Origin of the sequence: Corynebacterium sp. HMSC08F01 (genome assembly GCF_001807545.1) — a bacterium.
GTDB lineage: Bacteria > Actinomycetota > Actinomycetes > Mycobacteriales > Mycobacteriaceae > Corynebacterium > Corynebacterium coyleae.
The window spans coordinates 63,699-85,059 of record NZ_KV789323.1; the positions used below are offsets into that span (position 1 = coordinate 63,699).

A 21,361-nucleotide genomic window follows, 5' to 3' on the forward strand; every position below is an offset into this window, starting at 1 on the left:
GTAACCCATGCTATATTTTTTACACCAGTAATTTTCTGATGGAGGTGCTTCACCTCCGAACTTTTTAGGAGTAACGAACATGCAAGCTTCAAGGCGCCACATCTTCGCCATACTGACAGCAACCGCAATTGGTATGTCATTCCTCTCGCCCATATCAGACGCATCGCCAAGCAGTGGCGTCTCCTTGGAACCTTCTCAGTGGTCCGATTCGCCCACCACATCGATGACTGACGATGTTTCAGAGATTGTTCCGTACGATTTCCGCGAAAGTGGAGCGCCGGGAACCTGCCGTTTGGTTGTCTGGGATGTCGGTTGGGACAAGTCCACAAATTGGCTGGGCATCCAAGGCGGTCGGGAAAACTGCGCGAACAATGCTGAATTTTTCTTAGAGCTGCGCAAGGATATTCCTCGGGCACCGGACCCACTCATTGGTTCTGTCAGGGGCGTAAACAATCAAATAGTTCGAGCTTTTGGGGCATGCAAGGGACCTGGAAGCTACTACGGCCGGGTGGCCAGCAGCACAGGAAACTCGTTGCGTGGAGATAACTCCGGGGCCTGCCGATAAATAGGAAGGAAGCTCCTTGATCCGCACCAATTCCTTAAGCAAGACTTTCAAGTCACGCACTGGCACTACGGAAGCAGTCAAAGACGTGTCTGTAACGTTCCCGCCGGGTCTCTCGGTCCTGATAGGCGGCAACGGCAGTGGAAAGTCTACGTTGATACGTCTCCTGTGCACCATAGAAAAGCCGACACGAGGTGGATTTTCGGTCGATGGAACGGAGATCGCAGGAAGAGCGTTAGTTAACTATCGGCGTCGTATTGGCTATGTACCCCAAGATGTACGTTTCGCCTCGACTATGACATGCCGTGATGCCCTTGCATACGCAGGCTGGGTTGCAGGGCTTGATAGACGCGCCTATTTGCGACGAATCCCGGAAGTATTGGAGATGATCGAGCTCCCAGAGATTGAGAATTCCCGAGTCAGCAACCTGTCTGGAGGACAAACTCGGCGCGTTGGAATTGCAGCTTCCCTGATCCATTCGCCCGATATTCTATTTTTGGATGAACCTACCGCAGGTCTTGACCCGCAGGCGAGGATTGAGGTGCGACATCTCCTAAATCGTCTCAAAGATAGCGCAACAATCATTCTCTCCACGCATCTGCAGGATGATCTCGAGCATGTGGCTGACAACGTGGTTGCGCTCCACAACGGTCGCATCGCGTACGAGGGAGAATGGAATCGGTTAAAAGCTGTTTCGGCAGACAATTTTTCCTCGGTGTCAACCGATCCCCTAGAACGCGCCCTCGCTTACGTGGCATCGAAACATTAATTCAGGACTTCAGCTTATGATCACTAGAAAATTTGGCTCACCAGTGCTCATGGTGCTCGGTGTCCTTCAGGTGGTATTCGGTGTTGGGGTTTCCTTTTGGGTGACCTCTAAACAAATGCAATTTGCGTATCCGCGAACTGCGGATATCGCTGAGGCATTTCGAGATGCAACTGCTTTATCCTGCTTTGGACTAGCAGTCATCGTCTCCTACAACGTGGCAGCGTTAGCTTCTCCTCGCGTGGGAACTGCCAACTCACTTGGCCGATACCCGCTAAAACTGCAGGTTCTATTCTTGACCCTCGCCCCAGCATTAATTACAGCCGCGTCAATATCACTTGGGGCTATTCCTGCTTTTACCGATGCTATCGCTAAAAGTGCAGATGGATCCGTCTGGATTCTGCTGGTAGTCGCTGTCAGCACTGTTTTTCTCTCCACGGTTGCTGCGCTGTCCGCTTTCGTTGCGCTTGCCTTTCGCAAGTTTCATCCCGCTGTCTCGCCATTGATTGCAGTTATTGTCACCTACTTTGTTGTCGCGTTCGGTGCTAACAGTGCCAAAACTTGGGCAGTCGCTCCAATTGTTTTGCAGGCGGTTGATCCGACTGATCTCACTGAGCCTCGAAACCTGGTAGTTGCCTTGGGTGTAAGCGTTTGCCTCGCACTGGTAGCTGGTGGACTTCTTTTGTTGGCTGCTGGTGCTTCGAAAAACATTAGTCTTAGCGGAGTAATTGCTATTACGGCGATTGTCGGTGTTGCAGGTCTGTTGCAGGCAGCTGCAGGTCCCGTCGCGATCGTCGATCGAGACTCTTGCGCATTCTCGTCGGGCGGGTCAGAGATATGTGTGGATTCGGCCGATGAGCCCGGGCTTGAGCAAATGACTCGTGATATCTCCGCCCTCGAAGAATATTTACCGGACGGCGTAAGACCGAGGAAACTCGCCAGCAATTCGGCTTACCGGATCAAGTCCGGGGACCACGGTTACCAAAACTTTACGACCGCCGGCGAGGATCGGCGCCTAGACATCAGTGGGCTTCTTCTCGATGAGCTAGGAATCGGGTCATGTACAGATCCGACGTCCGAAGGAGCCTTTGTGATCGACCGAGTTGGGGTCTATATCACTAAGCGCACTGGTGTTTATTCCAAGAGCGTTGAGAAAAATGGTGCTTTCTACAAAAGCATTTCCGAGAGCGGTGAGACGGATCCAGCACCGGAGGACGTGCTATCTTCCCTTGACCACAGCGTGGTTGACAAAAACATAGCGAAGAACTGGAGAGCAATTGTGTCTTGTCAAGCTACATGGGAAATGTTGACGGAGGAGTCCTAGGTCAACCATTGACCATCGTTTAGTTACTCAGAGGTAGCCCGATGCCGATCCGTAGTATTCTCTTGTCCACCCCGTGGCACATCATTTGCCTTTTGGGGGCATTTTGCGGAGTAATGATTCGTTTAGTTCGTGGGATAACGTTTGAGGTCGGAGGTAGTCCCACTGAGACCTTTGGCATTACAGCTGTTGAGCTAGTTTCGCTTCTTTTCGCTTTGACCACGGTTGTGCTTGTAACACCTTCGATGCCTCACATTGATCTGCGGAGACGACGGGCTCAGTGGTTATCAGTATTTAGACAAACCTTTGGTGCGATGGTCGTCGTGATTGTCGCCTATTTCGCCTCGATCCAGAGCAATGTTGCTTATCATCTTGAGCCGGGGACCGATCCCGCCGTCAGTCCAGAGAGCGAACTGATTATCAACAACAGTGTGTTGATATTTGCGGCAGGTGCAATACTGATCACGCAGTGGGGAAAATCACTGGGGACACTCGCCACCATTATCCTGTGGGCGCTTTGTAATACGCCTTTGGTTTTCTTTACCAACTTCACCCCATGGCCTTTTGCGGTACTTCTAGATGCTGGACCGTGGTTCTCTCCGGAGCACCTATGCACTACAGGGCTAGTACTGATTGCGAGTTTTCTGGTGCAGTTCCGCACTGCCGGTGCTAGTGCTTTCGCAATTCGAAGAGACACATAGATTCGACCGCCCAATTCGAGTGGTTATGAGGAAATAGTCTTCGCCCCCAAGTATCACGCATGACCTGGGGGCGATGTGTTTGACAGGTTCGAGTCGCAGAGAACTTAGGGTCGTACAACTATGGCCATTCTCAACCGGTTAGTCGATGCACGAATAAATGCGTCACCAGCCGCGCTCAGCCAGGCGGTGCGGTGCCGGGAGGTCGGAGACGTTGATGCCCACCATCGCCTCGCCCAGGCCACGGGACACCTCGGTGACTACCGCGATGTCGTTCCAGTTCTGCGTCGCCTTCACCACAGCCTTTGCGCGGGCCTCAGGGTTGCCGGACTTGAAGATGCCGGAGCCGACAAACACACCGTCCGCGCCGAGTTCCATCATGAAGGCCGCATCAGCCGGGGTGGACACGCCACCAGCGACAAGCAATGGCACTGGCAGCTTGCCGTTCTCGGCAACCCACGCTACAAGGTCGTACGGAGCCTGCAGCTCCTTGGCGGCCACGTAGAGCTCGTCGCGGTTGTTCTCCCAAATAGCCTGGAGGCCAGCGATCTCGCTGGTGATCTTGCGGATGTGCTTGGTGGCCTCGGACACGTCACCCGTGCCAGCTTCACCCTTGGAGCGGATCATGGATGCACCTTCGTTGATGCGGCGCAGTGCCTCGCCGAGGTTGGTCGCGCCACAGACGAACGGCACGGAAAAGCCACGCTTGTCAATGTGGTTGACGTAGTCCGCCGGGCTGAGCACCTCGGACTCGTCGATATAGTCCACGCCCAGGTGCTCGAGGATCTTCGCCTCCACCGTGTGGCCGATGCGGGCCTTGGCCATGACCGGGATATCGACGGTGTTGATGATGCCTTCGATCAGATCCGGATCCGACATGCGGGCCACGCCGCCCTGGGCGCGGATATCCGCGGGGACGCGCTCGAGGGCCATCACAGCGACCGCGCCGGCGTCTTCGGCGATCTTCGCCTGTTCTGGGGTGACGACGTCCATAATCACGCCGCCGAGGAACTTCTGGTTCAACTGTTCTACATCAGACATACCGCTTAGTCTGCACCTCCAACTGGTAGATTCCAAGAGCCAGTTATATTTAGATTCTTTGGACCAGTTGATGCTTCTCGACGTCTCACGCGACCACCCCACACCCATTCCCGCTCAAATCGCGGCGGGAATCCGCGACGCCGTCGCCACCGGTGCGCTTGCGCCTAACGACGCAATCCCGTCTACCCGCGCCCTAGCCGAGCAACTCGGGGTATCGCGCGGCAGCGTCGTCACTGCATATGACCAGCTCGAGGGCGAGGGGTACCTCCTCTCCCGGCAAGGCGCGCCGACCCGGGTCCACCCGGACCTCACGGTCGCTGCACGGTTGCCTGAACGCCTCACCAGCGCGCCGCCCCGTCTGATGCCGAAAGCCCAGATCTCCCTGAAGCCCTCTCCTGGCAATGCGGGTACCATCCGCCCCACTACTTGGCGCAAAGCGTGGCGCGAAGCTGCCGCGGAACCCACCAACTCCATGGATAAGTCCGGGGAGCCGGAGCTACGCCATGCGGTGGCTGAACACCTCCGCCTTGCACGCAGCATGCGCGTTTTACCGGATCAGATCGTGGTCACCGGCGGCTCACGCGAGGGGCTGATGTGCATCCTCTACGCGTTAGGTCCCGCACTTCGCGTCGGTGTGGAGGACCCCGGACATCCAGGACTAAGGCGAGTGATCCCGCTCGGCGGCCACGAGGTCGTGGAATGCGCAACCGATCACGAGGGCATTGTGGTCAGCGAACTCCCCGACACTCTGGACGCTCTGCTGGTAACCCCCTCCCACCTCTACCCGTTCGGTGGCGCCATGCCCGCCACCCGCCGTGTGGAGCTCCTGGAATGGGCGGCTCGCACCGAAACCGTGATAATCGAAGACGACTTCAACACCGAATTGCGCTACCGCATCTCCCCGCAGCCTGCGCTGTCCTCGCTGGCCACACGCGCGGACGTGCTCACCCTTGGCACGTTTTCCACGCTGCTTTCGCGGGAACTCGCGGCCGGCTACGTCGTCGCCTCGCCAGCAACTGCAGAAGTGCTGCGCGAGGTTCGCAGCGTCCTCGGCATGCCAGTTTCTTCGGTCACACAGCGTGCCATCGCGTACTTGCTTAACGACGGCGTCGCTCGCCGCTCATCTCGCGCTGTGCACCGTGGTCTGGCGAAGCGGCGCGAAGTACTCAACGAGCGGCTGGTTCCGTTGGTCAACGGTGCAGAACTTGCACCCGGCGACGGCGCAGACCTTGCAGTGCATTTTGACACGCGAAAGGAACGGGATGCGTTTGAACAACGCCTGCTTGAGGCAGGCGTCGAGTCTGGCCATGAATCTGCATTGTGGACAAATGGTGGCGACGGGCTGTTGCTGAGCTTTGCTCACTTGAGCGCGTCTGACTTCGACCATGCCGTTGAGATCGTCGTCCAAACTGTCGGACGCATATGATGAAAGTCATGACTTACTCAGAGTCTCGCAAGGGGGCCGACTTTGTCTCGAGCACGGAATACGAGTCAATGAACGAGACCTCTTTTCTACTTCAATCACCCGCGAATGCCCGCGTACTCAAAGAGCGAATCGACCGATTAGAAAAAGGGTTATCGGTGCAGAATGCACTCATCGAGGAAAATGAATAACTACTACCCGATAACTTCTGCGGCGACGACGCGCTTGCCGTGGCGGCCGGTAATGCGCGCCCACTCGTCCGGGTTCGCAGTGTTTGGCATGTCTTCGCTTTCGTCCTGCTCGTCGCGTACTGCTTCGCGCAGGTGATCAACGGTGACACCCGCGGTAGACACACCTGAGAGGTGATCCTTGATCGCAAGCTTCTTCGCGCGATCCACCACGTTGGCAATCAAAGCGCCAGAGACGAAGTCGGAGTAGTGCAGTACCTCGGCGGTGCCGTCGACAAGTTCGAGTCGCACGAAGGGGCGCGGGGCGAACAGAGCGGCAGCGGCTGCGTCGATAAGTTCTTTGCGAGGAGCCGCGAGTGGGATCTCGTCAGTGAGGTAGCGCGCGAGGATGTCCTTCGACTCCTCCTTGTTCGGCCGCGACACCCGGACCTTGATGTCGAGGCGACCCGGGCGCAGGATTGCCGGGTCGATGAGCTCTTCGCGGTTCGTCGCGCCGATGACGATGACGTTCGCAATGTCCTCCACGCCATCGATCTCAGTCAGCAACTGCGGCACCACGGTGGTCTCCATGTCGGAAGAAACACCGGAACCGCGGGTGCGGAAGATCGATTCCATCTCGTCGAAGAAGACGATGACCGGGTTGCCTTCTGAGGCGAGCTCGCGAGCGCGCTCGAAGATGAGGCGAATGCGACGCTCGGTCTCGCCGACGAACTTGTTCAGCAGCTCGGGGCCCTTGACGTTGATGAAGTGTGCCTGTCCCCCGTCGCCAATACGCTGCGACAACGAGTTCGCCACAGCCTTTGCGATCAGCGTCTTGCCGCAACCCGGAGGGCCGTACAGCAACAAGCCCTTCGGCGGGGTGAGGTCGTACGCGGCGTAAAGCTCGGGGTGGGAAAACGGCAGCTCGACGGAGTCCTGGATCGTCTCAATCTGGGAGGACAGCCCGCCGATATCTTCGTAGGTCACATCCGGGACCTCTTCGAGCGAGAGTTGGTTGACCTCGGTTTTCTGGATGCGCTCAAACGCGTAACCAGCGGATGAGTTCACCAGCACCGTATCGCCTGCACGCGTGGTTTTGAGGAGCGGTTCGGCGAGCATGACCAGCGACTCCGCGCCTTGCTGGTCGGCGACCACGGCGCGATCTGTGCCGATGCGTTCCACCATCGTGGCAATCTGGCCAGTTGGGGTAAACCCGCAGGCTTCCACTACAACGGTCCCCTCGCCGAGGCGCACAAGCGTGCCCGGTACAAGGGCTTGCGGCTCGACCAAAGGCGAGATTTTCAGACGCATCCGCCGACCGGACGTGTGCACTTCCGCCTCCCCATCGCGAGTACCCGGGGCGAGGTAGATGCCGTAGGTGGACGCGGGCTCGCCGAGCTCCTCGACCTTGACGTAAAGGTCATTGAGCTTGTCGCGGCTGGACTTCAGCAACTCCGCAAGCCGCTTGTTGCGCGCCCCCAAATCTTGATTCTCGCGCTTGAGGTTGCGCAATTCCGGCCCGAAAGCATCGTCTTCAATGTGTCCAACCATGGATCCGAGCCTACCTATCGTCGATAGGACGCAAGTGCTTATCGACGAGCCTTACGCTGCGGGCGCGGCGGCGTCACACCATCAGCGAGCCTGCGGGTCCAGACAAGAAACGCGGTGTGTGCGTTCATGCGGTGCTCCGGGCGGGTGGCCAGGCCGTCGACCTTCCACTCGCGCAGCAGGGTCTCCCAGGCGCGTGGCTCAGTGAAGCACTTCGCCTCGCGGATAGCCTCCATAATGTTCATCAGCTGTGGCACGGTGGCCACGTACGTCATGAACACACCACCTGGGATGAGCACGTTCTTCACGGTGTCGATGAAGTGCCACGGCTCGACCATGTCCAAGATGACGCGGTCTACCTGGCCGTCGAGGTCTTCCGGGGTGACCTCGCCGAAGTCGCCGAGGCGAGGCGTCCACCATTCTGGTTCGCCGCCGAAGTATTCAGCGACGTTGTCTTTGGCGAACGCCAGGTGGTCGTCGCGAATCTCGTAGGAGTACACGTGCCCCTCGGGTCCGACCGCGCGCAGCAGCGACATGGTCAACGCGCCGGAGCCGGCACCCGCCTCCAGCACGCGTGCGCCCATGAAGATGTCACCCTCAACGAGGATCTGGGCCGCATCCTTCGGGTAGATCACCGCGGCGCCGCGCGGCATGGACAGGACGTGATCCACCAGCAGGTGGCGGAAGCAGAGGTAGTCCGAGCCCAGCGTGGACTTGACCACCGTGCCCTCGTCGGCACCGATGATGTCATCGTGACTGACGATGCCCTTGTGGGAGTGGAACTGGCCACCCTCCTTGAGCTCGATGGTGAAGTGGCGGCGCTTCGCGTCAGTGAGCTGCACCTTGTCGCCTGGCTGGAACGGTCCCGAATACATGCCGGTAAGTATGCCCTACTGTGCGCCGGTGTAAAAAGCCGACAGTGCGCGCACGAAGTAATCCATGTCGTCCACTCCGCACAGCTCGCGCGCGGAATGCATGGACAAAAGCGGCACACCCACATCGACCGTCGGAAGGCCCAGACGCGTCGAGGAGATCGGGCCAATCGTCGACCCGCACGGCACAGCGTTATTGCCCACAAAGGTTTGGTGCGGCACGCCGGCAGCGCGGCACGCCAGGATCCACTCGGCTTCCGTCGCTGCATTGGATGCGTAGCGCTGGTTGGCGTTGATCTTCAGCACCGGACCCTTGTTGATCAGCGGATGGTGCGTCGGATCGTGCTTGCCCGGGTAGTTCGGGTGCACCGCGTGCGCCGCGTCGGCGGAAACCTGGATGGAGTTCGCGATAATTTCAGACGGATCACCGAACGCCGCCGCCATCTTGGTCAGGACGCGCTCCAGCATCGGGCCACCGGCTCCGGCGGTGGATGCAGAGCCCACCTCCTCGTGGTTAAACGCCGCAAGCACCAGGATGTCCTGGGCATCGTCCTTGGCGGCAAGCATTGCCTCGAGCGATGCCCACACACTGGTCAGGTTATCCAGGCGGCCAGCGGCCAGAAGATCACCGATAACCTCGCCCCGCTGTGCGTCCGCGGTGATAAGTTCGTGCGCCACGATGTCGTCTGCAGCAATGCCCGCCGACTCCGCCGCTAGCTCGAGCAGCGGACGGTCCACCCCCAGGATCGGCTGGGTGTGGACCTGGCGGTCGATCTCCGGCATGTCACCCCGGTAGAGGTGGATAGCCAGGTTGGGAACGCGCGCAACCGCACCCGTGTTCACGAGGTGTTCCTTACGGTCGGTGGTCACCACTCGACCGGCGAAGGTGAGGTCGCGATCGAACCAGCTCGCCAGGATCGGCCCGCCGTAGACCTCGACGGCAACCTGGTGGAACTCTTCGCGCACGACATCCGGATCGGGCTTGGCCATCAAGCCAGGCGAGTCCGTGTGCGAGCCGACCACACGGAACCGCGGGTTGGGGTTTTCCGGGACCCACCACGCAATCACGGCGCCATCGTTGATGATGAGGTGGCCACCGGGGCGGGTGGCGTCGTCGTCAAGCAATGCTCGACGAGTAAACCCTGCTGCCTCGAGGCTTTTGGCGACGTTTTCCGCTGCGTGATAGGCGGACGGACTCTGGCTGATGAAATCGATGAACGGCTGTGTCATACCCCCACTCTAAGATGTTGGGCACCATGACTCCCAGCAATACGCCACGACCACTCGCCCTGTCCCCCTCCCGCGCATCCGATTACAAGCGCTGCCCGCTGCAGTATCGGTTCCGCGCGATCGACCGCTTGCCGGAACCATCCACGGAAGCGCAGGTGAAAGGCACCCTGGTGCACGCCGTCCTGGAGGAGATGTTTTCTTGGCCCAGGGAGGAGCGCACCTACCCCGCCGCCGTGAAGCGGCTCAAGCCGACGTGGGAGCAGATGCGTATCGACGACCCCACCTGCGCCGAACCCGTCGAAGACGACTACCAGCTGCTCGTGGATGCACGCACGCTCCTACGTGGCTACTTCACCATGGAAAACCCGCTCGGGTTCGACGCGCACGCGCAAGAAATGCCGGTTGATTTCACGTTGCCTAACGGGGTTCCCGTGCGCGGGTTCATCGACCGGGTGGACATCGCGCAGACCGGCGAGGTGCGTGTTGTCGACTACAAGACCGGCAAGAAGCCACTGCCCCGCTACTCCCAGGATGCGCAGTTCCAGATGCGGTTTTATGCGCTGGTGTACTGGCGGCTCTTCGGCGTTGTGCCGACGCAGCTGAAACTGATGTACCTGAAGGTGATGGACTCAATGATCCTCACCCCTTCACGCGAGGAGCTGGAGTACTTCGAGCGCGACCTGGCGGAGTTGTGGTGGAAGATCGAAGCCGACGGCAAAGCCGGCTCGTTCCGTCCACAGCAGTCAAAGCTTTGCGGGTGGTGCGCCTTCCAATCACTGTGTCCAGTGTTTGGCGGCACACCACCCGAGTATCCCGGTTGGCCTGGCTCCCGCGCAGAGGAGGAGCCGGGGCCGGAAACGGACTAGAACAGTCCGCTGACCACACCGTTCTCGTCGACGTCAATGTTGTTGGCTGCCGGCTTCTTCGGCAGGCCCGGCATAGTCATCACGTCACCGGTCAGTGCGAGGACGAAACCTGCGCCAGTGCGCGGGATGAGATTGCGTACGTGCAGGGTGTGGCCCTCTGGCGCACCGAGCTCCGTCGGGTCGTCGGAGAAGGAGTACTGCGTCTTGGACACGCAGACCGGCAGGTTGTCAAAGCCGTTGTCCTTGAGCGTCTTCAGGTCCTTCAGAGCTGCAGCGGAGTACTGCACCTCGCCTGCGCGGTAGATCTCCTTGGCGATGGTTTCGATGGACTTCTCCACGCCCTCAGCCGGGTCGTACAGCGGGTGCGATTCGCCCTCGGTGAGGTTCGCCAGCAGGGTTTCAGCGAGCTCGGTGGCGCCGGCGCCGCCTTCGGCCCACACGTTGGCGTCGGCAAGCGCAATGCCCTTGGACTCTGCCCAGTTACGCACGAAATCGAGCTCGGCGTCGGTATCGGTGACAAAGCGGTTGAGCGCAACCACCGGGGTGACGCCGAACTTGCGCACGTTTTCCACGTGGCGCTCCAGGTTCACGATGCCCTCTGCCAGCGCATCGACGTTTTCAGCCTTAAGGTCTTCCTTCGCAATGCCAGCGTGGTGCTTGATCGAGCGGATCGTAGCGACGATCACCGCACCTGCGACATCCAGATCACCGTAGCGTGCCTTGATGTCGAAGAACTTCTCCGCACCGAGGTCAGAACCGAAGCCGGCCTCGGTGAGCACGATGTCGGCATAGTCGAGTGCCGTGCGGGTTGCGATGAGCGTGTTGCAGCCGTGTGCGATGTTGGCAAACGGACCGCCGTGGATAAACGCAGGGGTACCGCCGAGCGTCTGCACCAGGTTCGGGTTCACCGCGTCCTTAAGCAACGCGGCCATCGCGCCCTGTGCGCCGATCTCACCGGCGGTGACCGGCTTGCCGTCGTACGTCAGACCGATGGTGATCGCAGCGAGGCGACGCTTCAGGTCTTCCAGGTCCGTGGCCAGACCAAGGATCGCCATGATCTCGGACGCAGCCGTGATGGTGAAGCCGGTTTCTGCCGGAACACCCGAGGTCGGGCCACCGAGGCCAGTGATGACGTTGCGCAGCACGCGGTCGTTCACGTCCACGCAACGCTGCCAGGTCACGCGACGCGGGTCGATGTTGAGCTCGTTGCCCTGATGGATGTGGTTGTCGATCAGCGCAGCCAGGGTGTTGTTGGCGCTGGTGATGGCGTGGAAGTCGCCGGTGAAGTGCAGGTTGATCTGCTCCATCGGAACGACCTGGGAGTAGCCGCCACCTGCTGCACCACCCTTGACGCCCATGACCGGGCCGAGCGAAGGCTCGCGAAGCGCCACCATCGCCTTGTGGCCAAGCTTTGCCAATGCATCGGTCAGACCGATCAGCATGGTGGACTTGCCCTCGCCAGCCGGGGTTGGGGACACACCGGTTACCAGAACGAGCTTGCCCGGCTTGCCCTTCGGAGTCTTGTTGATGTCCACCTTGGCCATGTACTTGCCGTACGGGATGAGCGCATCCTCATCCACGCCGGCCCGGGCGGCAATGTCAGTGATGGGTTCGAGTTCGTGTGCTTGAGCGATTTCGACGTCAGTCAACGGTTGTGCAGTCATGCATCTCACACTACCGCTGCACCGATGAGGTATCCCAGGATTACGCTGACTAAAATGCAGACCACTCCGGGGATGAGGAATGGGTGGTCAAACACGTACTTGCCAATGCGTGTCGAGCCCGTGTCATCCATCTCTACTGCCGCGAGCAGCGTTGGGTATGTGGGCAGGACGAATAGTGCGGAGACCGCCGGGAATGCTGCAAGTGCGGTGAGTGGGCTGACCCCTATCGCCAATGCGGCGGGGATGAGCGCTTTCGCCGTAGCGGCTTGTGAATACAACAGTGACGCGGCGACAAAGAGCACGACCGCGAGCAGCCAGGGTTTTGACGTCAGCACGTTACCGGCGATGTTTTGGATGTCGTCGATGTAGTAGTTGATATACGTCGTACCCAGCCACGCCACGCCGAGCACGCAGACACATGCGGACATGCCGGATCGAAAAACTTGGGTGTTCAGAATCTCCGCGGCAGCAGTGCGGGTGCTCATAATGATGGCGACCGCGGCGCTGAGCATGATGGCCATGATTGCCTCGTTACGCGGCACTGTTGGCTCCGCAATCAGACCGATCTGATCCGAAATCAGCGTTGCGTAGACTATCACAATGACGATCGCTGCCAGAAAGATAGCGACCGAGCGCTTCGCTCCTGGTGCGGCAACGTAATCGTCATGAGCTTGATGCGTTGCGACGAGCCCAGCGGCCTTGCGTTTGAGGTACACGGGGTCGTCGTCAAGCTCACTGCCCATATGATTGGCAACCCACGCCGTCGGGAAAATTGCGAGGAACGTCGCAGGAAGCATCACCGCAAGAATCTGGAGATACCCCACCCCAAGCGGTTCCAGCGCTGACGCCATGAACACGACTGCTGCAGAGATTGGTGAAGCGACGATCGCCATCTGTGAAGCGATCACGGCCGCTGACAAGGGGCGTGAAGGCCGAACGTTTCCTTCCTTAGCTACCTCTGTGATGACCGGCATCGTGGAAAACGCCGTATGCCCCGTTCCCGCGAAGACTGTCATCAACCACGTCACCATCGGGGCGTACACAGTGATGCGCTTCGGGTTTCTGCGTAAGAGTCGCTCCGCAAGATCCACGAGGTATTGCATGCCACCGGCGAGCTGCATTGCAGAAATTGCTGCGATAACGCACATGATGATGCCGATGACATCAAACGGGATTGCATCTGCGGTGACCGGCATGCCTGTCGCACCGAGCAGCAACACCCCCAATCCTCCGGCGAAGCCGATCGCGATCGAGCCAATGCGTGCACCCAACACGATTGCCCCGAAAAGAATGAGGGTGTGCAGGGCAACCAACATGGTGTGCGCTCCTTCATTACGGGTTAGTAAGAACTTCCGCCATTATCCCGTATTGATCACACCAAAAGGAAACGGGGCAGGTGTGAGATTGGCTACCACCCTGCCCCGGTTCACCGCTGACACGGAAGGAAATGCGGTTTTAAAACCTAATTAGCGTCGTCCTCATCAACGTAGAGCTTGCCGCGGAATTCCGGGTGCATGAGGTTTTCCTTGCTCAGCAACCGCTTCAAATCCTCTTCCTCAATAAGGCCCTTCTCCAGCACTAGGTCATAGACACTCTTACCGGTGGAAGCAGCCTCACGGCCAATGATGTCACCGTTGTGGTGACCAATCACCGGGTTGAGATAGGTGACGATGCCGATCGAGTTAGTCACGTAAGCCTCGCACACGTCCTTGTTCGCAGTGATGCCCACAACGCACTTCTCGCGCAGCGTACGTGCCGCATTGGCCAGCAGACGGATCGACTCAAACAAGGACTGAGCAATGACCGGCTCCATGACGTTGAGCTGGAGCTGACCTGCCTCAGCAGCCATGGAGACCGTCACGTCGTTGCCGAAGACCTTGAAACACACCTGGTTAACAACCTCCGGGATAACCGGGTTGACCTTGGCCGGCATGATCGAGGAACCAGCCTGGCGCTCCGGAAGGTTGATCTCGTTCAGACCAGCGCGAGGACCGGACGACAGCAGGCGCAGGTCGTTACACATCTTGGAGAGCTTCATTGCCGCACGCTTGATAGCGCCGTGCATCATGACGTAGTCGCCGGTATCCGAAGTGGCTTCGATCAGATCCGGAGAGGCCTGGATGTCCAGGCCGGTGACCTCGCGAAGTGCCGTGACAACCTGATCTTTGTAGCCGTTCGGAGTGTTAATTCCCGTACCGATTGCGGTTGCGCCAAGGTTGACTTCCAGCAACGAGGTTGCAGCGTTGCTGATGGTGCGCTGCTCTTCATTGAGGTTTGCGCCAAACGCAGTGAATTCCTGACCCAGCGTCATCGGAACCGCGTCCTGCAACTGAGTACGACCCATTTTGATGATGTCGGAAAACTCGTCGCCTTTCGCGCGCAGTGCCTTCTGCAGCTCGTCGAGCTCCTCAAGCAAGCCCTGCACCGCGTAGTACACACCGAGACGCAGACCAGTCGGGTACGCATCGTTGGTGGACTGGGACATATTCACATCATCGTTCGGATTGATGATGTCGTAGGAGCCCTTCTCAGCACCAACGTATTCCAGTGCGAGGTTAGCCACCACCTCGTTCGTGTTCATGTTTGCCGAGGTACCCGCGCCACCCTGGAACAGGTCGATCGGGAACTGATCCATGCAGCGTCCCTCATCCAGAATCTGGTCGCAGGCCCACGCAATTGCTTCGGCTTTCTCGCGCGGCAACACATGCAGGCGACGGTTCGCAATAGCGGTAGCTTTCTTGACTTGGGCCATGCCACGGATGAACTCCGGCAAATCGTTCAGGGTGCTGGCCGACAACTTGAAGTTGTCTACTGCTCGCTGCGTATGCACTCCGTAGTACACATCAGCGGGGACTTCAGCCTTGCCAAGCAGGTCTTCTTCAATACGAGTGCTCATGGCACACCACTATACGTAGCAAAGCGAAGCCTCTCGACGATTGTGCGCGTGACACCTACGCCCCGCAGGCTGCAGCAAACCAGCGGTAAACGTCGTCGGCACTGGCCCCCACAAACAGGTGGGGATCAAACCGATACACACCGGCAGGTACATGATCCGCGAGCCCCAACACTGCACATCCCGCTGCAGCCGCAGCTGACATGCCACTGAACGAGTCCTCGACCACGAGACAGTCTTGCGGAGCGGCGCCGACGCGCTGGGCTGCTTCGAGGTACATGTCGGGGGCAGGTTTCGGGTGGATTACTTCGTCGCCAGTAATGGTGCCGGTGAAGAACGCACGCCCAATCGCATCAATACACGGATCTGCCAGGACGCGTTCAGTATTCGTCGTCACGAACATGGGCATGTGGTCTTCCTTCAGCGACTGCAGCACTTCAAGAATCCCTGGGTTGCATTCGATACCTGCAGAAAACAGCTCAGCCATCCGACCGAACATCCAATCCTTATATCGCTGTTCGTCGCCGTCAGTCAGTGTGTGCTCCGCCCACTGCGCCACAATGCGAAGCGTGTTCGGGAAACTCCCGCCAATGGTGCGCTCGCGAACCTCTGGGGTCAGCGGCCGACCAAGCAACTCCCCTAACTCGTAGGTCGCCTGTCCCCAGAGCGGCTCTGTGTCTATCAGCGTGCCGTCCATATCCCAGAAGACAGCCGCCGGACGCTGCCTACTCAAATTCCGGCAGCGCTTCTAGCGCCTCATCGGTCGCGCCCGCCGCGGTGCACACCCGAATCACGAGCGTCTCAATATCTGCTTTTTCTTCTGGCTCAAGCACCGCGTCCGCATGACGGACATTGAATGCCTCCAAGCGCTCGTAGAACGGTCCAACTAGCCCCACCAGTTGCTGGTCCTCTGGCTGGGAACCGAGTGCGTCGACCTCGTCGAGGTAATGCTCGAGCATTTTCCGCAACTCGGGCAACACGGACGGGTCGAATGGCTCGTCCCACAACTCCTTGTCTTCCTCAGAAAGGTAGGAGCCTGAGGCGAACATCGTCAGGTCATCGATAAACTCGTCGACCTCAGGCTGGAACTGGGCACGAATCGTGTGTGCTGCTGCGCTCATGACCACCATTGTGCTGGATGAGGCCTAGAGATGCACACCAAGCAGTCCATCAAGTGCTGTTGCAATCACACCGTCGTAGTCGCCCCGTGCTTCATCGACCACACGAAGAGCTGTGGGCGTGTCAAGGTCGTCTGCCAGCGCAGCGCGCAATTTATCGACGACACCGAGCGCCTCGTCTTCAGACACCTCGTTCGCCAGGGCCTCACGCCACCGGTCGAGTCGCTCCTCAGCGGTGTGAAGAATCGCGTCGGAGAAATCACGGTCTTCCCGGTAGTGCTGGGAAAACACCGCCAGCCGGATCGCGGAAGCCTCGTGGCCTTGCTCGGTGAGCTTGTGAACAAAGACGAGGTTACCTAGTGACTTCGACATCTTCACACCATCAAGTGCGATCATGCCCGCGTGCACATAGTGGCCGGCCATCCGGTCCACGTGCAGCGCGGCCTCTGCGTGCGCGGCCGAGAACTCGTGGTGCGGAAACGCCAGGTCCGAACCGCCACCTTGGATCGCGAAACTTGCCCCTAAGCGGTTCGTCGCAATCGCGGAGCACTCCACGTGCCATCCCGGACGACCTGGGCCGAACGGCGAGTCCCAGGCTGGCTCGCCCTCACGGTGACCACGCCAGATCAGCGCATCAAGCTTGTCGCGCTTGCCTTCACGCTCCGGGTCACCACCGCGCTCAGCGAAGTACTCCTCCATCGTTGCACGGTCAAGATTCGACTCGTAGCCAAACTGCTCGGTTGCATCGATCGAGGCATACACATCGCCCTTGTCGAGTATGTAGGCCACGCCTTCGTCGAGAAGCTTCTGCACCATCTCGATGACCTCATCGACAGACTCCATCGCGCCGATGTAATCGCGCGGCGGGATGACGGAGAGAATCTCCATGTCGCTGCGGAACAGATCGATCTGGCTCGAGCCGAGTTCGCGCCAATCCACACCGTCACGCTCGGCTCGCTCGAACAGAGGGTCATCAACATCGGTGATGTTCTGTACATAGTGCACCTTGTGACCGTTAGCGATCAGCTGACGCTGCACAAGGTCGAATGTGAGATAGGTGGCAGCGTGTCCCAGGTGGGTCGAGTCGTATGGAGTGATACCGCAGACATACAACCCCACTTCGCCCTTCGCATCCGGCGTGGTATCCACAGGTTTCACCTGCTGATCAGCGGTGTCGTAGAGCTTCAGCGGCACCGAAGTGCCGGCAACGTTAGGAACAATTGGGTTCGGCCAAGCTTGCATGCGCCCAACCCTACACAGGCTGCATGACACCAGTGCCAAGCAGAATCATCACAATGACACCGAGTGGGATGCGGTAGGCAGCGAACCAGGCAAACGAGTGGTTAGAAACGAACTTCAGCAACCACGCAATGGAGATGTAACCGACGATAAAGCCAATTCCGGAGCCGACAAGCAGCTGCATTCCGGAGGCAGCCTGTCCCGCTTGCGGGTCAAACGCATCGGGCAAGGAGAACAGACCAGACGCGAGTACCGCGGGGATAGCCAGAAGGAAGCTAAACCGGGTAGCAACCTCGCGGTCGAGGTTGAGGAACAAACCACCCGAGATCGTTCCGCCGGAGCGCGACACACCAGGAATCAGCGCTAGGCACTGCCACAGGCCCATGAGAACGGCGTCCTTCATGGTCAGCTCCTCAAACCCACGAGACTTCTTGCCGCGGCGTTCCGCAAGAATGAACACCAGAGAGAACAAAATGAGCACGGTCGCGGTGATCCACAAGTTGCGGAAGTTTTCGCGAATCAGGTCTTTCAGCAACACACCTGCCAACCCGACTGGGATCGTGCCGGCGATGACCATCCAGCCCATGCGGTAATCAAACCCTCGCTTGGCCTTGTCGAACAGTCCAGTGAACCAAGCGGTGAGAATCCGCCAAATGTCCTTGGCAAAGTACACAAGCACGGCAAGCTCGGTACCGAGCTGGATCACAGCGGTAAAACTTGCGCCAGCGTCCTCCCCCCAAAACAACTCTGAGACGATACGGAGGTGACCCGACGAGGACACCGGGAGAAACTCCGTCAAGCCCTGCACGATGGAGAGGACGATCACCTGTAGCCACGACATCATGGCTGCACACCCTACTCCGCACCGCGCTTGATCACTGAACGCAGCAGGCTGATTGCTAGGCTTACGTGCGTGATTGTTCGACGTACTGCTTCCCGTTTTACTGCCGCACTCTGCCTTAGCGCGGTGTTACCGCTCGCGCTGGCAGCATGCAGCGCCACCCCGAACGCAAAAATCGAGGAGGCGGGTGGCGACGCCGCAGCCAACATGGGCAGCGCCGAACCTGCCCAGTCCCCTGCGAGCGAGAACCCGGCTGGGCGTGTAGTGCAGTTTGAGGCTGTGCGCGACCTAGACACGACAAACGGTGTTGTCGGGGTGCGCACAGAAAATGCCCTGCTGATTGGGTCGATCGACGACATTGCCAACGGCAAGGCTGAAGAGCATCCACTCGACGCGTCGTGCGGGGATGTATCTGCCAGCGATGGGTCGTTCGCAGTGGCGTGTGATGGGGCTGTCAACGTCTTCGGCCAAGCCGCGCAAACTATTAGCACCGACCTTCCGGTGACTTCGGCGACTGTTGTTTCCAGCGGTGAAGTGCTCGCTGCAAGCGATACAGAGCGCAAAGTGTGGGTGTTTAAGGACGGGGAACTGTCGGACACGATCGATGTTGCCCGCGAGACCGACCAGCTGCAGGCGGTCGCCCTCGACGGCCAAGATGACGCGGTAGTTCGCATCAGCAGCTTCGACACCACCATCCAGGACATCGACTGGCAGGGCTCCCGCCAGGGCGGCACGCTGCGTGTTGGCCTCGGCGTGGGCAAGGTTGCCGCAGGCGAGCACGGGCTTGTGCTCGCTGCCGACTCCACCGGCAACCAGATCCACGTCTACACCACCGACGACATCATTCGTCTCCAGCAGAGCGCACCTGTGCCGGAAGGCCCGTGGGACGTCGCGTGGGATTCGTCGCAACGCCTTGCATGGGTAAGTTCCTTGGCTGAAAACACCGCAACCGGATACGACATCTCCCAGGGTGTGCCGATCGAAAAGAAGAGTTTCGCCACTGTCGCGAACGCTCAGAGCATCATTTCGCTTGACGACGGCACCGTCGTCCTCGCATCCGCCACCGGCGATGGCATCCAAATCGTCGCACCCGACGAGCAGATTAACTAGGAGACCAACATGAGTCTTTACGACCGCGCCCTGCAACTGATGTTCCGCATCCCGCCGGAGCGCATCCACGGCATCATCAGCGGTGGCCTGCGTGTACTGGATGCCGCGAGTCCCCTCAACCGCGCACTCGAGAAGGTTGTACGCGTCCACGACCCCGTGCTGCGCCAGACAGTGTTCGGCGTTGACTTCCCTGCCCCGCTGGGACTTGCGGCTGGGTTTGATAAAAACGCTGAAGCTATCGACGCCTGGGGCGCCGTTGGCTTCGGCTACGCAGAGATGGGCACGGTGACCCCGAAGCCGCAGCCGGGTAATCCCGCCCCACGCCTGTTCCGCCTTCCCGCGGACAAGGCAATTTTGAACCGTATGGGGTTCAACAACAAGGGTGCACTCGTTGTCGCAGATAACCTGCGCAGCAGGAAGTCCGACGACATCGTCGGGATTAACATCGGCAAGAACAAGACCGCCGAAGACGCTGTCGCCGACTACCGCGCAACCGCTACCGCCCTTGGCCCGCTGGCCGACTATCTCGTGGTCAACGTGTCCTCCCCGAACACGCCGGGTCTTCGCGACCTGCAGGCGGTGGAGGAGCTTCGCCCCATCCTTTCCGTGGTGAAAGAGTCGACCACCACCCCGGTGCTGGTCAAGATCGCGCCAGATCTTTCGGACGAGGACATCGACGCTGTTGCAGACCTCGCTGTCGAACTTGGACTCGACGGCATCGTGGCGACCAACACCACGATCTCCCGCGACGGGCTGCACACCAATGCAGACGAGGTTGCAGCCATGGGTGCGGGTGGCATCTCTGGTGCACCCGTTGCGGCACGCTCACTCGAGGTGCTCAAGCGCCTCTACGACCGCATCGGCGGCCAATTGGCGATCATCAGTGTTGGCGGTATCTCCACACCCCAACAGGCGTGGGAACGCATCACTTCAGGTGCCAATCTGTTGCAGGGCTACACGCCATTCATCTACGGCGGCCCGGGTTGGATCCGGGATATCCACCGGGGCATTGCTGCACAGATTAAGGCCCACGGTCTGAACTCTATTGAGCAGGCCGTGGGCAGTGGGCTTGAGTGGAAAGCGCTCTAGGCCTTCGGTTGCACGCTGCGCCGTAGAATCACGGCGCAGAAGCCCGCGGCGATAGCCCAAGCGACAAGCCACACCGGCGTCGTCGTGAATAATGCGGTGTTCGGCAAAATTACCCCAAGGCCGATCAAGACGATCGCGATGAAAAGGGCGATAACCTGCGTGCGCGAGCCTTGCTGCTCTTTGTTCGTGGTCGCAAACGCACCGACGAGAGCGACAGCCACAAGCACCGTGAGCACCTGAGGGGTGATCACAAACCCCTCATCACCACGGGTAAATCCGACGACTGCATAGAGGACGAGTGCGGCGGCAAGACCTAAAAAGGCACCGCCGACGCGAAGCTGCACAGGTACCATTCGCCGAATACTACTGGTTCTCGTACCAACCCCAGATGATTGCCCGGCCCAACGAGTGGAAGTTCAGGTTGAACCCGAGCTGCGTTGGGTTCGCGATCTGATCTGCCGGCAATTCCGTGTCCACCGCGTGGACTACGAACAGGTAGCGGTGCGGCCCGTGGCCTGCCGGCGGGTTTGCGCCGTAGAACCCTTTAACTCCGGAATCACCGGTGAGCACAACCGCGCCGACGCCCAGGTCCTCCTTGGCGCCTGCGCCAGCAGGCAGCTCGGTGATATCTGCCGGGATGTTGAACGCGGACCAGTGCCAAAAACCTGACGCGGTTGGTGCGTCCGGGTCGAAGCACGTCACTGCGTAAGTCTTCGTCCCCTCAGGCGCACCTTCCCACGCAAGCTGCGGGCTGGTGGCGTTATCGCCGGCAAGTGTGTCGTTGAGACGCTCGCCGTCAACAATGTCATCCGAGGTCACCGTGAACGAAGGCACGTCCGCCAGGGGCGCATACGGGTCGGGGCCGGGGAAACGGTCTGAAACATAGGAAGCAGTCATAGACCCATTCCTACCT

At 59.4% G+C, this 21,361-nt stretch carries 21 protein-coding genes; 8 read left to right on the forward strand and 13 right to left on the reverse strand.

Going from position 1 to position 21,361, the window contains the following annotated elements; genetic code table 11:
• Nucleotides 1–581: 581 nt before the first annotated feature.
• The 3 genes from HMPREF3171_RS11700 to HMPREF3171_RS11935 all read left to right on the forward strand — a co-directional run bounded on the left by HMPREF3171_RS11700 (nt 582) and on the right by HMPREF3171_RS11935 (nt 3,350).
• On the forward strand, nt 582–1,331 hold the full coding sequence (locus HMPREF3171_RS11700; RefSeq protein WP_083279525.1) for an ABC transporter ATP-binding protein: 750 nt from the start codon (nt 582–584) through the stop codon (nt 1,329–1,331).
• Nucleotides 1,332–1,347: 16 nt separating this feature from the next.
• On the forward strand, nt 1,348–2,652 hold the full coding sequence (locus tag HMPREF3171_RS09695; RefSeq protein ID WP_070484790.1) for a hypothetical protein: 1,305 nt from the start codon (nt 1,348–1,350) through the stop codon (nt 2,650–2,652).
• Between the two features lie 311 nt (nt 2,653–2,963).
• The gene (locus HMPREF3171_RS11935; RefSeq protein ID WP_070423175.1) at nt 2,964–3,350 is read left to right on the forward strand and encodes a hypothetical protein; all 387 of its coding nucleotides are present in this window, start codon (nt 2,964–2,966) and stop codon (nt 3,348–3,350) included.
• Nucleotides 3,351–3,512: 162 nt separating this feature from the next.
• On the opposite strand, the gene pdxS is transcribed toward HMPREF3171_RS11935, so the two are convergent.
• Nucleotides 3,513–4,388 carry a pyridoxal 5'-phosphate synthase lyase subunit PdxS gene (gene pdxS / locus HMPREF3171_RS09705; RefSeq protein ID WP_070423174.1) on the reverse strand — a complete coding sequence of 292 codons (876 nt, stop codon included), beginning with the start codon at nt 4,386–4,388 and terminating at the stop codon, nt 3,513–3,515.
• A gap of 58 nt (nt 4,389–4,446) precedes the next feature.
• On the opposite strand from pdxS, the gene pdxR reads away from it, so the two are divergent.
• Both pdxR and HMPREF3171_RS09715 read left to right on the forward strand, forming a co-directional pair.
• On the forward strand, nt 4,447–5,814 hold the full coding sequence (gene pdxR, locus HMPREF3171_RS09710; protein WP_246815366.1) for a MocR-like pyridoxine biosynthesis transcription factor PdxR: 1,368 nt from the start codon (nt 4,447–4,449) through the stop codon (nt 5,812–5,814).
• Nucleotides 5,815–5,822: 8 nt separating this feature from the next.
• Nucleotides 5,823–6,002: a type II toxin-antitoxin system Phd/YefM family antitoxin gene (locus tag HMPREF3171_RS09715; RefSeq protein WP_210384752.1), complete on the forward strand. Its 180-nt coding sequence runs from the start codon at nt 5,823–5,825 to the stop codon at nt 6,000–6,002.
• A 3-nt stretch (nt 6,003–6,005) separates the two neighbouring features.
• Here HMPREF3171_RS09715 and arc read toward each other — a convergent pair whose 3' ends face one another.
• Genes arc through HMPREF3171_RS09730 form a run of 3 tightly spaced genes read right to left on the reverse strand, consistent with a single transcriptional unit; the run spans nt 6,006 to nt 9,628 of the window.
• Nucleotides 6,006–7,529, reverse strand: coding sequence for a proteasome ATPase (gene arc, locus HMPREF3171_RS09720; RefSeq protein ID WP_070484794.1), 1,524 nt, complete (start codon nt 7,527–7,529; stop codon nt 6,006–6,008).
• Nucleotides 7,530–7,567: 38 nt separating this feature from the next.
• Nucleotides 7,568–8,401, reverse strand: coding sequence for a tRNA (adenine-N1)-methyltransferase (locus HMPREF3171_RS09725; protein WP_070423170.1), 834 nt, complete (start codon nt 8,399–8,401; stop codon nt 7,568–7,570).
• A 15-nt stretch (nt 8,402–8,416) separates the two neighbouring features.
• Nucleotides 8,417–9,628 carry a M18 family aminopeptidase gene (locus HMPREF3171_RS09730; RefSeq protein ID WP_070484795.1) on the reverse strand — a complete coding sequence of 404 codons (1,212 nt, stop codon included), beginning with the start codon at nt 9,626–9,628 and terminating at the stop codon, nt 8,417–8,419.
• Nucleotides 9,629–9,654: 26 nt separating this feature from the next.
• Between HMPREF3171_RS09730 and HMPREF3171_RS09735 the strand changes: the two genes are divergently transcribed.
• Complete coding sequence (locus HMPREF3171_RS09735; RefSeq protein ID WP_070451605.1) at nt 9,655–10,494, forward strand: RecB family exonuclease; 840 nt, start codon at nt 9,655–9,657, stop codon at nt 10,492–10,494.
• On the opposite strand, the gene HMPREF3171_RS09740 is transcribed toward HMPREF3171_RS09735, so the two are convergent.
• From HMPREF3171_RS09740 to HMPREF3171_RS09770, 7 genes are all read right to left on the reverse strand, one after another.
• Nucleotides 10,491–12,158: a formate--tetrahydrofolate ligase gene (locus HMPREF3171_RS09740; protein WP_070484796.1), complete on the reverse strand. Its 1,668-nt coding sequence runs from the start codon at nt 12,156–12,158 to the stop codon at nt 10,491–10,493. The two genes, HMPREF3171_RS09735 and HMPREF3171_RS09740, sit on opposite strands and share 4 nt — an antisense overlap.
• 5 nt (nt 12,159–12,163) lie before the next feature.
• Nucleotides 12,164–13,474, reverse strand: a complete 1,311-nt coding sequence (locus HMPREF3171_RS09745) for an anaerobic C4-dicarboxylate transporter (protein ID WP_070484797.1) — start codon at nt 13,472–13,474, stop codon at nt 12,164–12,166.
• Between the two features lie 146 nt (nt 13,475–13,620).
• Nucleotides 13,621–15,054: an aspartate ammonia-lyase gene (gene aspA / locus HMPREF3171_RS09750; RefSeq protein WP_070451482.1), complete on the reverse strand. Its 1,434-nt coding sequence runs from the start codon at nt 15,052–15,054 to the stop codon at nt 13,621–13,623.
• A gap of 55 nt (nt 15,055–15,109) precedes the next feature.
• Nucleotides 15,110–15,784 (reverse strand): HAD family hydrolase, encoded by a 675-nt coding sequence (locus HMPREF3171_RS09755; RefSeq protein ID WP_256388307.1) that lies wholly within the window; start codon nt 15,782–15,784, stop codon nt 15,110–15,112.
• Nucleotides 15,777–16,172, reverse strand: a complete 396-nt coding sequence (locus HMPREF3171_RS09760) for a hypothetical protein (protein ID WP_070423164.1) — start codon at nt 16,170–16,172, stop codon at nt 15,777–15,779. Before HMPREF3171_RS09760 ends, HMPREF3171_RS09755 begins: the two co-directional genes overlap by 8 nt.
• A gap of 24 nt (nt 16,173–16,196) precedes the next feature.
• Nucleotides 16,197–17,411, reverse strand: a complete 1,215-nt coding sequence (gene mshC / locus HMPREF3171_RS09765; RefSeq protein WP_070484799.1) for a cysteine--1-D-myo-inosityl 2-amino-2-deoxy-alpha-D-glucopyranoside ligase — start codon at nt 17,409–17,411, stop codon at nt 16,197–16,199.
• Nucleotides 17,412–17,421: 10 nt separating this feature from the next.
• Nucleotides 17,422–18,249 (reverse strand): undecaprenyl-diphosphate phosphatase, encoded by an 828-nt coding sequence (locus tag HMPREF3171_RS09770; RefSeq protein ID WP_070484864.1) that lies wholly within the window; start codon nt 18,247–18,249, stop codon nt 17,422–17,424.
• Between the two features lie 72 nt (nt 18,250–18,321).
• Between HMPREF3171_RS09770 and HMPREF3171_RS09775 the strand changes: the two genes are divergently transcribed.
• Both HMPREF3171_RS09775 and HMPREF3171_RS09780 read left to right on the forward strand, forming a co-directional pair.
• Entirely contained in the window at nt 18,322–19,359 is a 1,038-nt protein-coding gene (locus tag HMPREF3171_RS09775) for a YncE family protein (RefSeq protein ID WP_244268727.1), read from the forward strand.
• A gap of 9 nt (nt 19,360–19,368) precedes the next feature.
• Nucleotides 19,369–20,448, forward strand: a complete 1,080-nt coding sequence (locus tag HMPREF3171_RS09780) for a quinone-dependent dihydroorotate dehydrogenase (RefSeq protein ID WP_070484800.1) — start codon at nt 19,369–19,371, stop codon at nt 20,446–20,448.
• Here HMPREF3171_RS09780 and HMPREF3171_RS09785 read toward each other — a convergent pair.
• Both HMPREF3171_RS09785 and HMPREF3171_RS09790 read right to left on the reverse strand, forming a co-directional pair.
• The gene (locus tag HMPREF3171_RS09785; RefSeq protein WP_070423161.1) at nt 20,445–20,801 is read right to left on the reverse strand and encodes a hypothetical protein; all 357 of its coding nucleotides are present in this window, start codon (nt 20,799–20,801) and stop codon (nt 20,445–20,447) included. The two genes, HMPREF3171_RS09780 and HMPREF3171_RS09785, sit on opposite strands and share 4 nt — an antisense overlap.
• A gap of 10 nt (nt 20,802–20,811) precedes the next feature.
• Nucleotides 20,812–21,345: a YbhB/YbcL family Raf kinase inhibitor-like protein gene (locus HMPREF3171_RS09790; RefSeq protein WP_070423160.1), complete on the reverse strand. Its 534-nt coding sequence runs from the start codon at nt 21,343–21,345 to the stop codon at nt 20,812–20,814.
• Nucleotides 21,346–21,361: the final 16 nt, after the last annotated feature.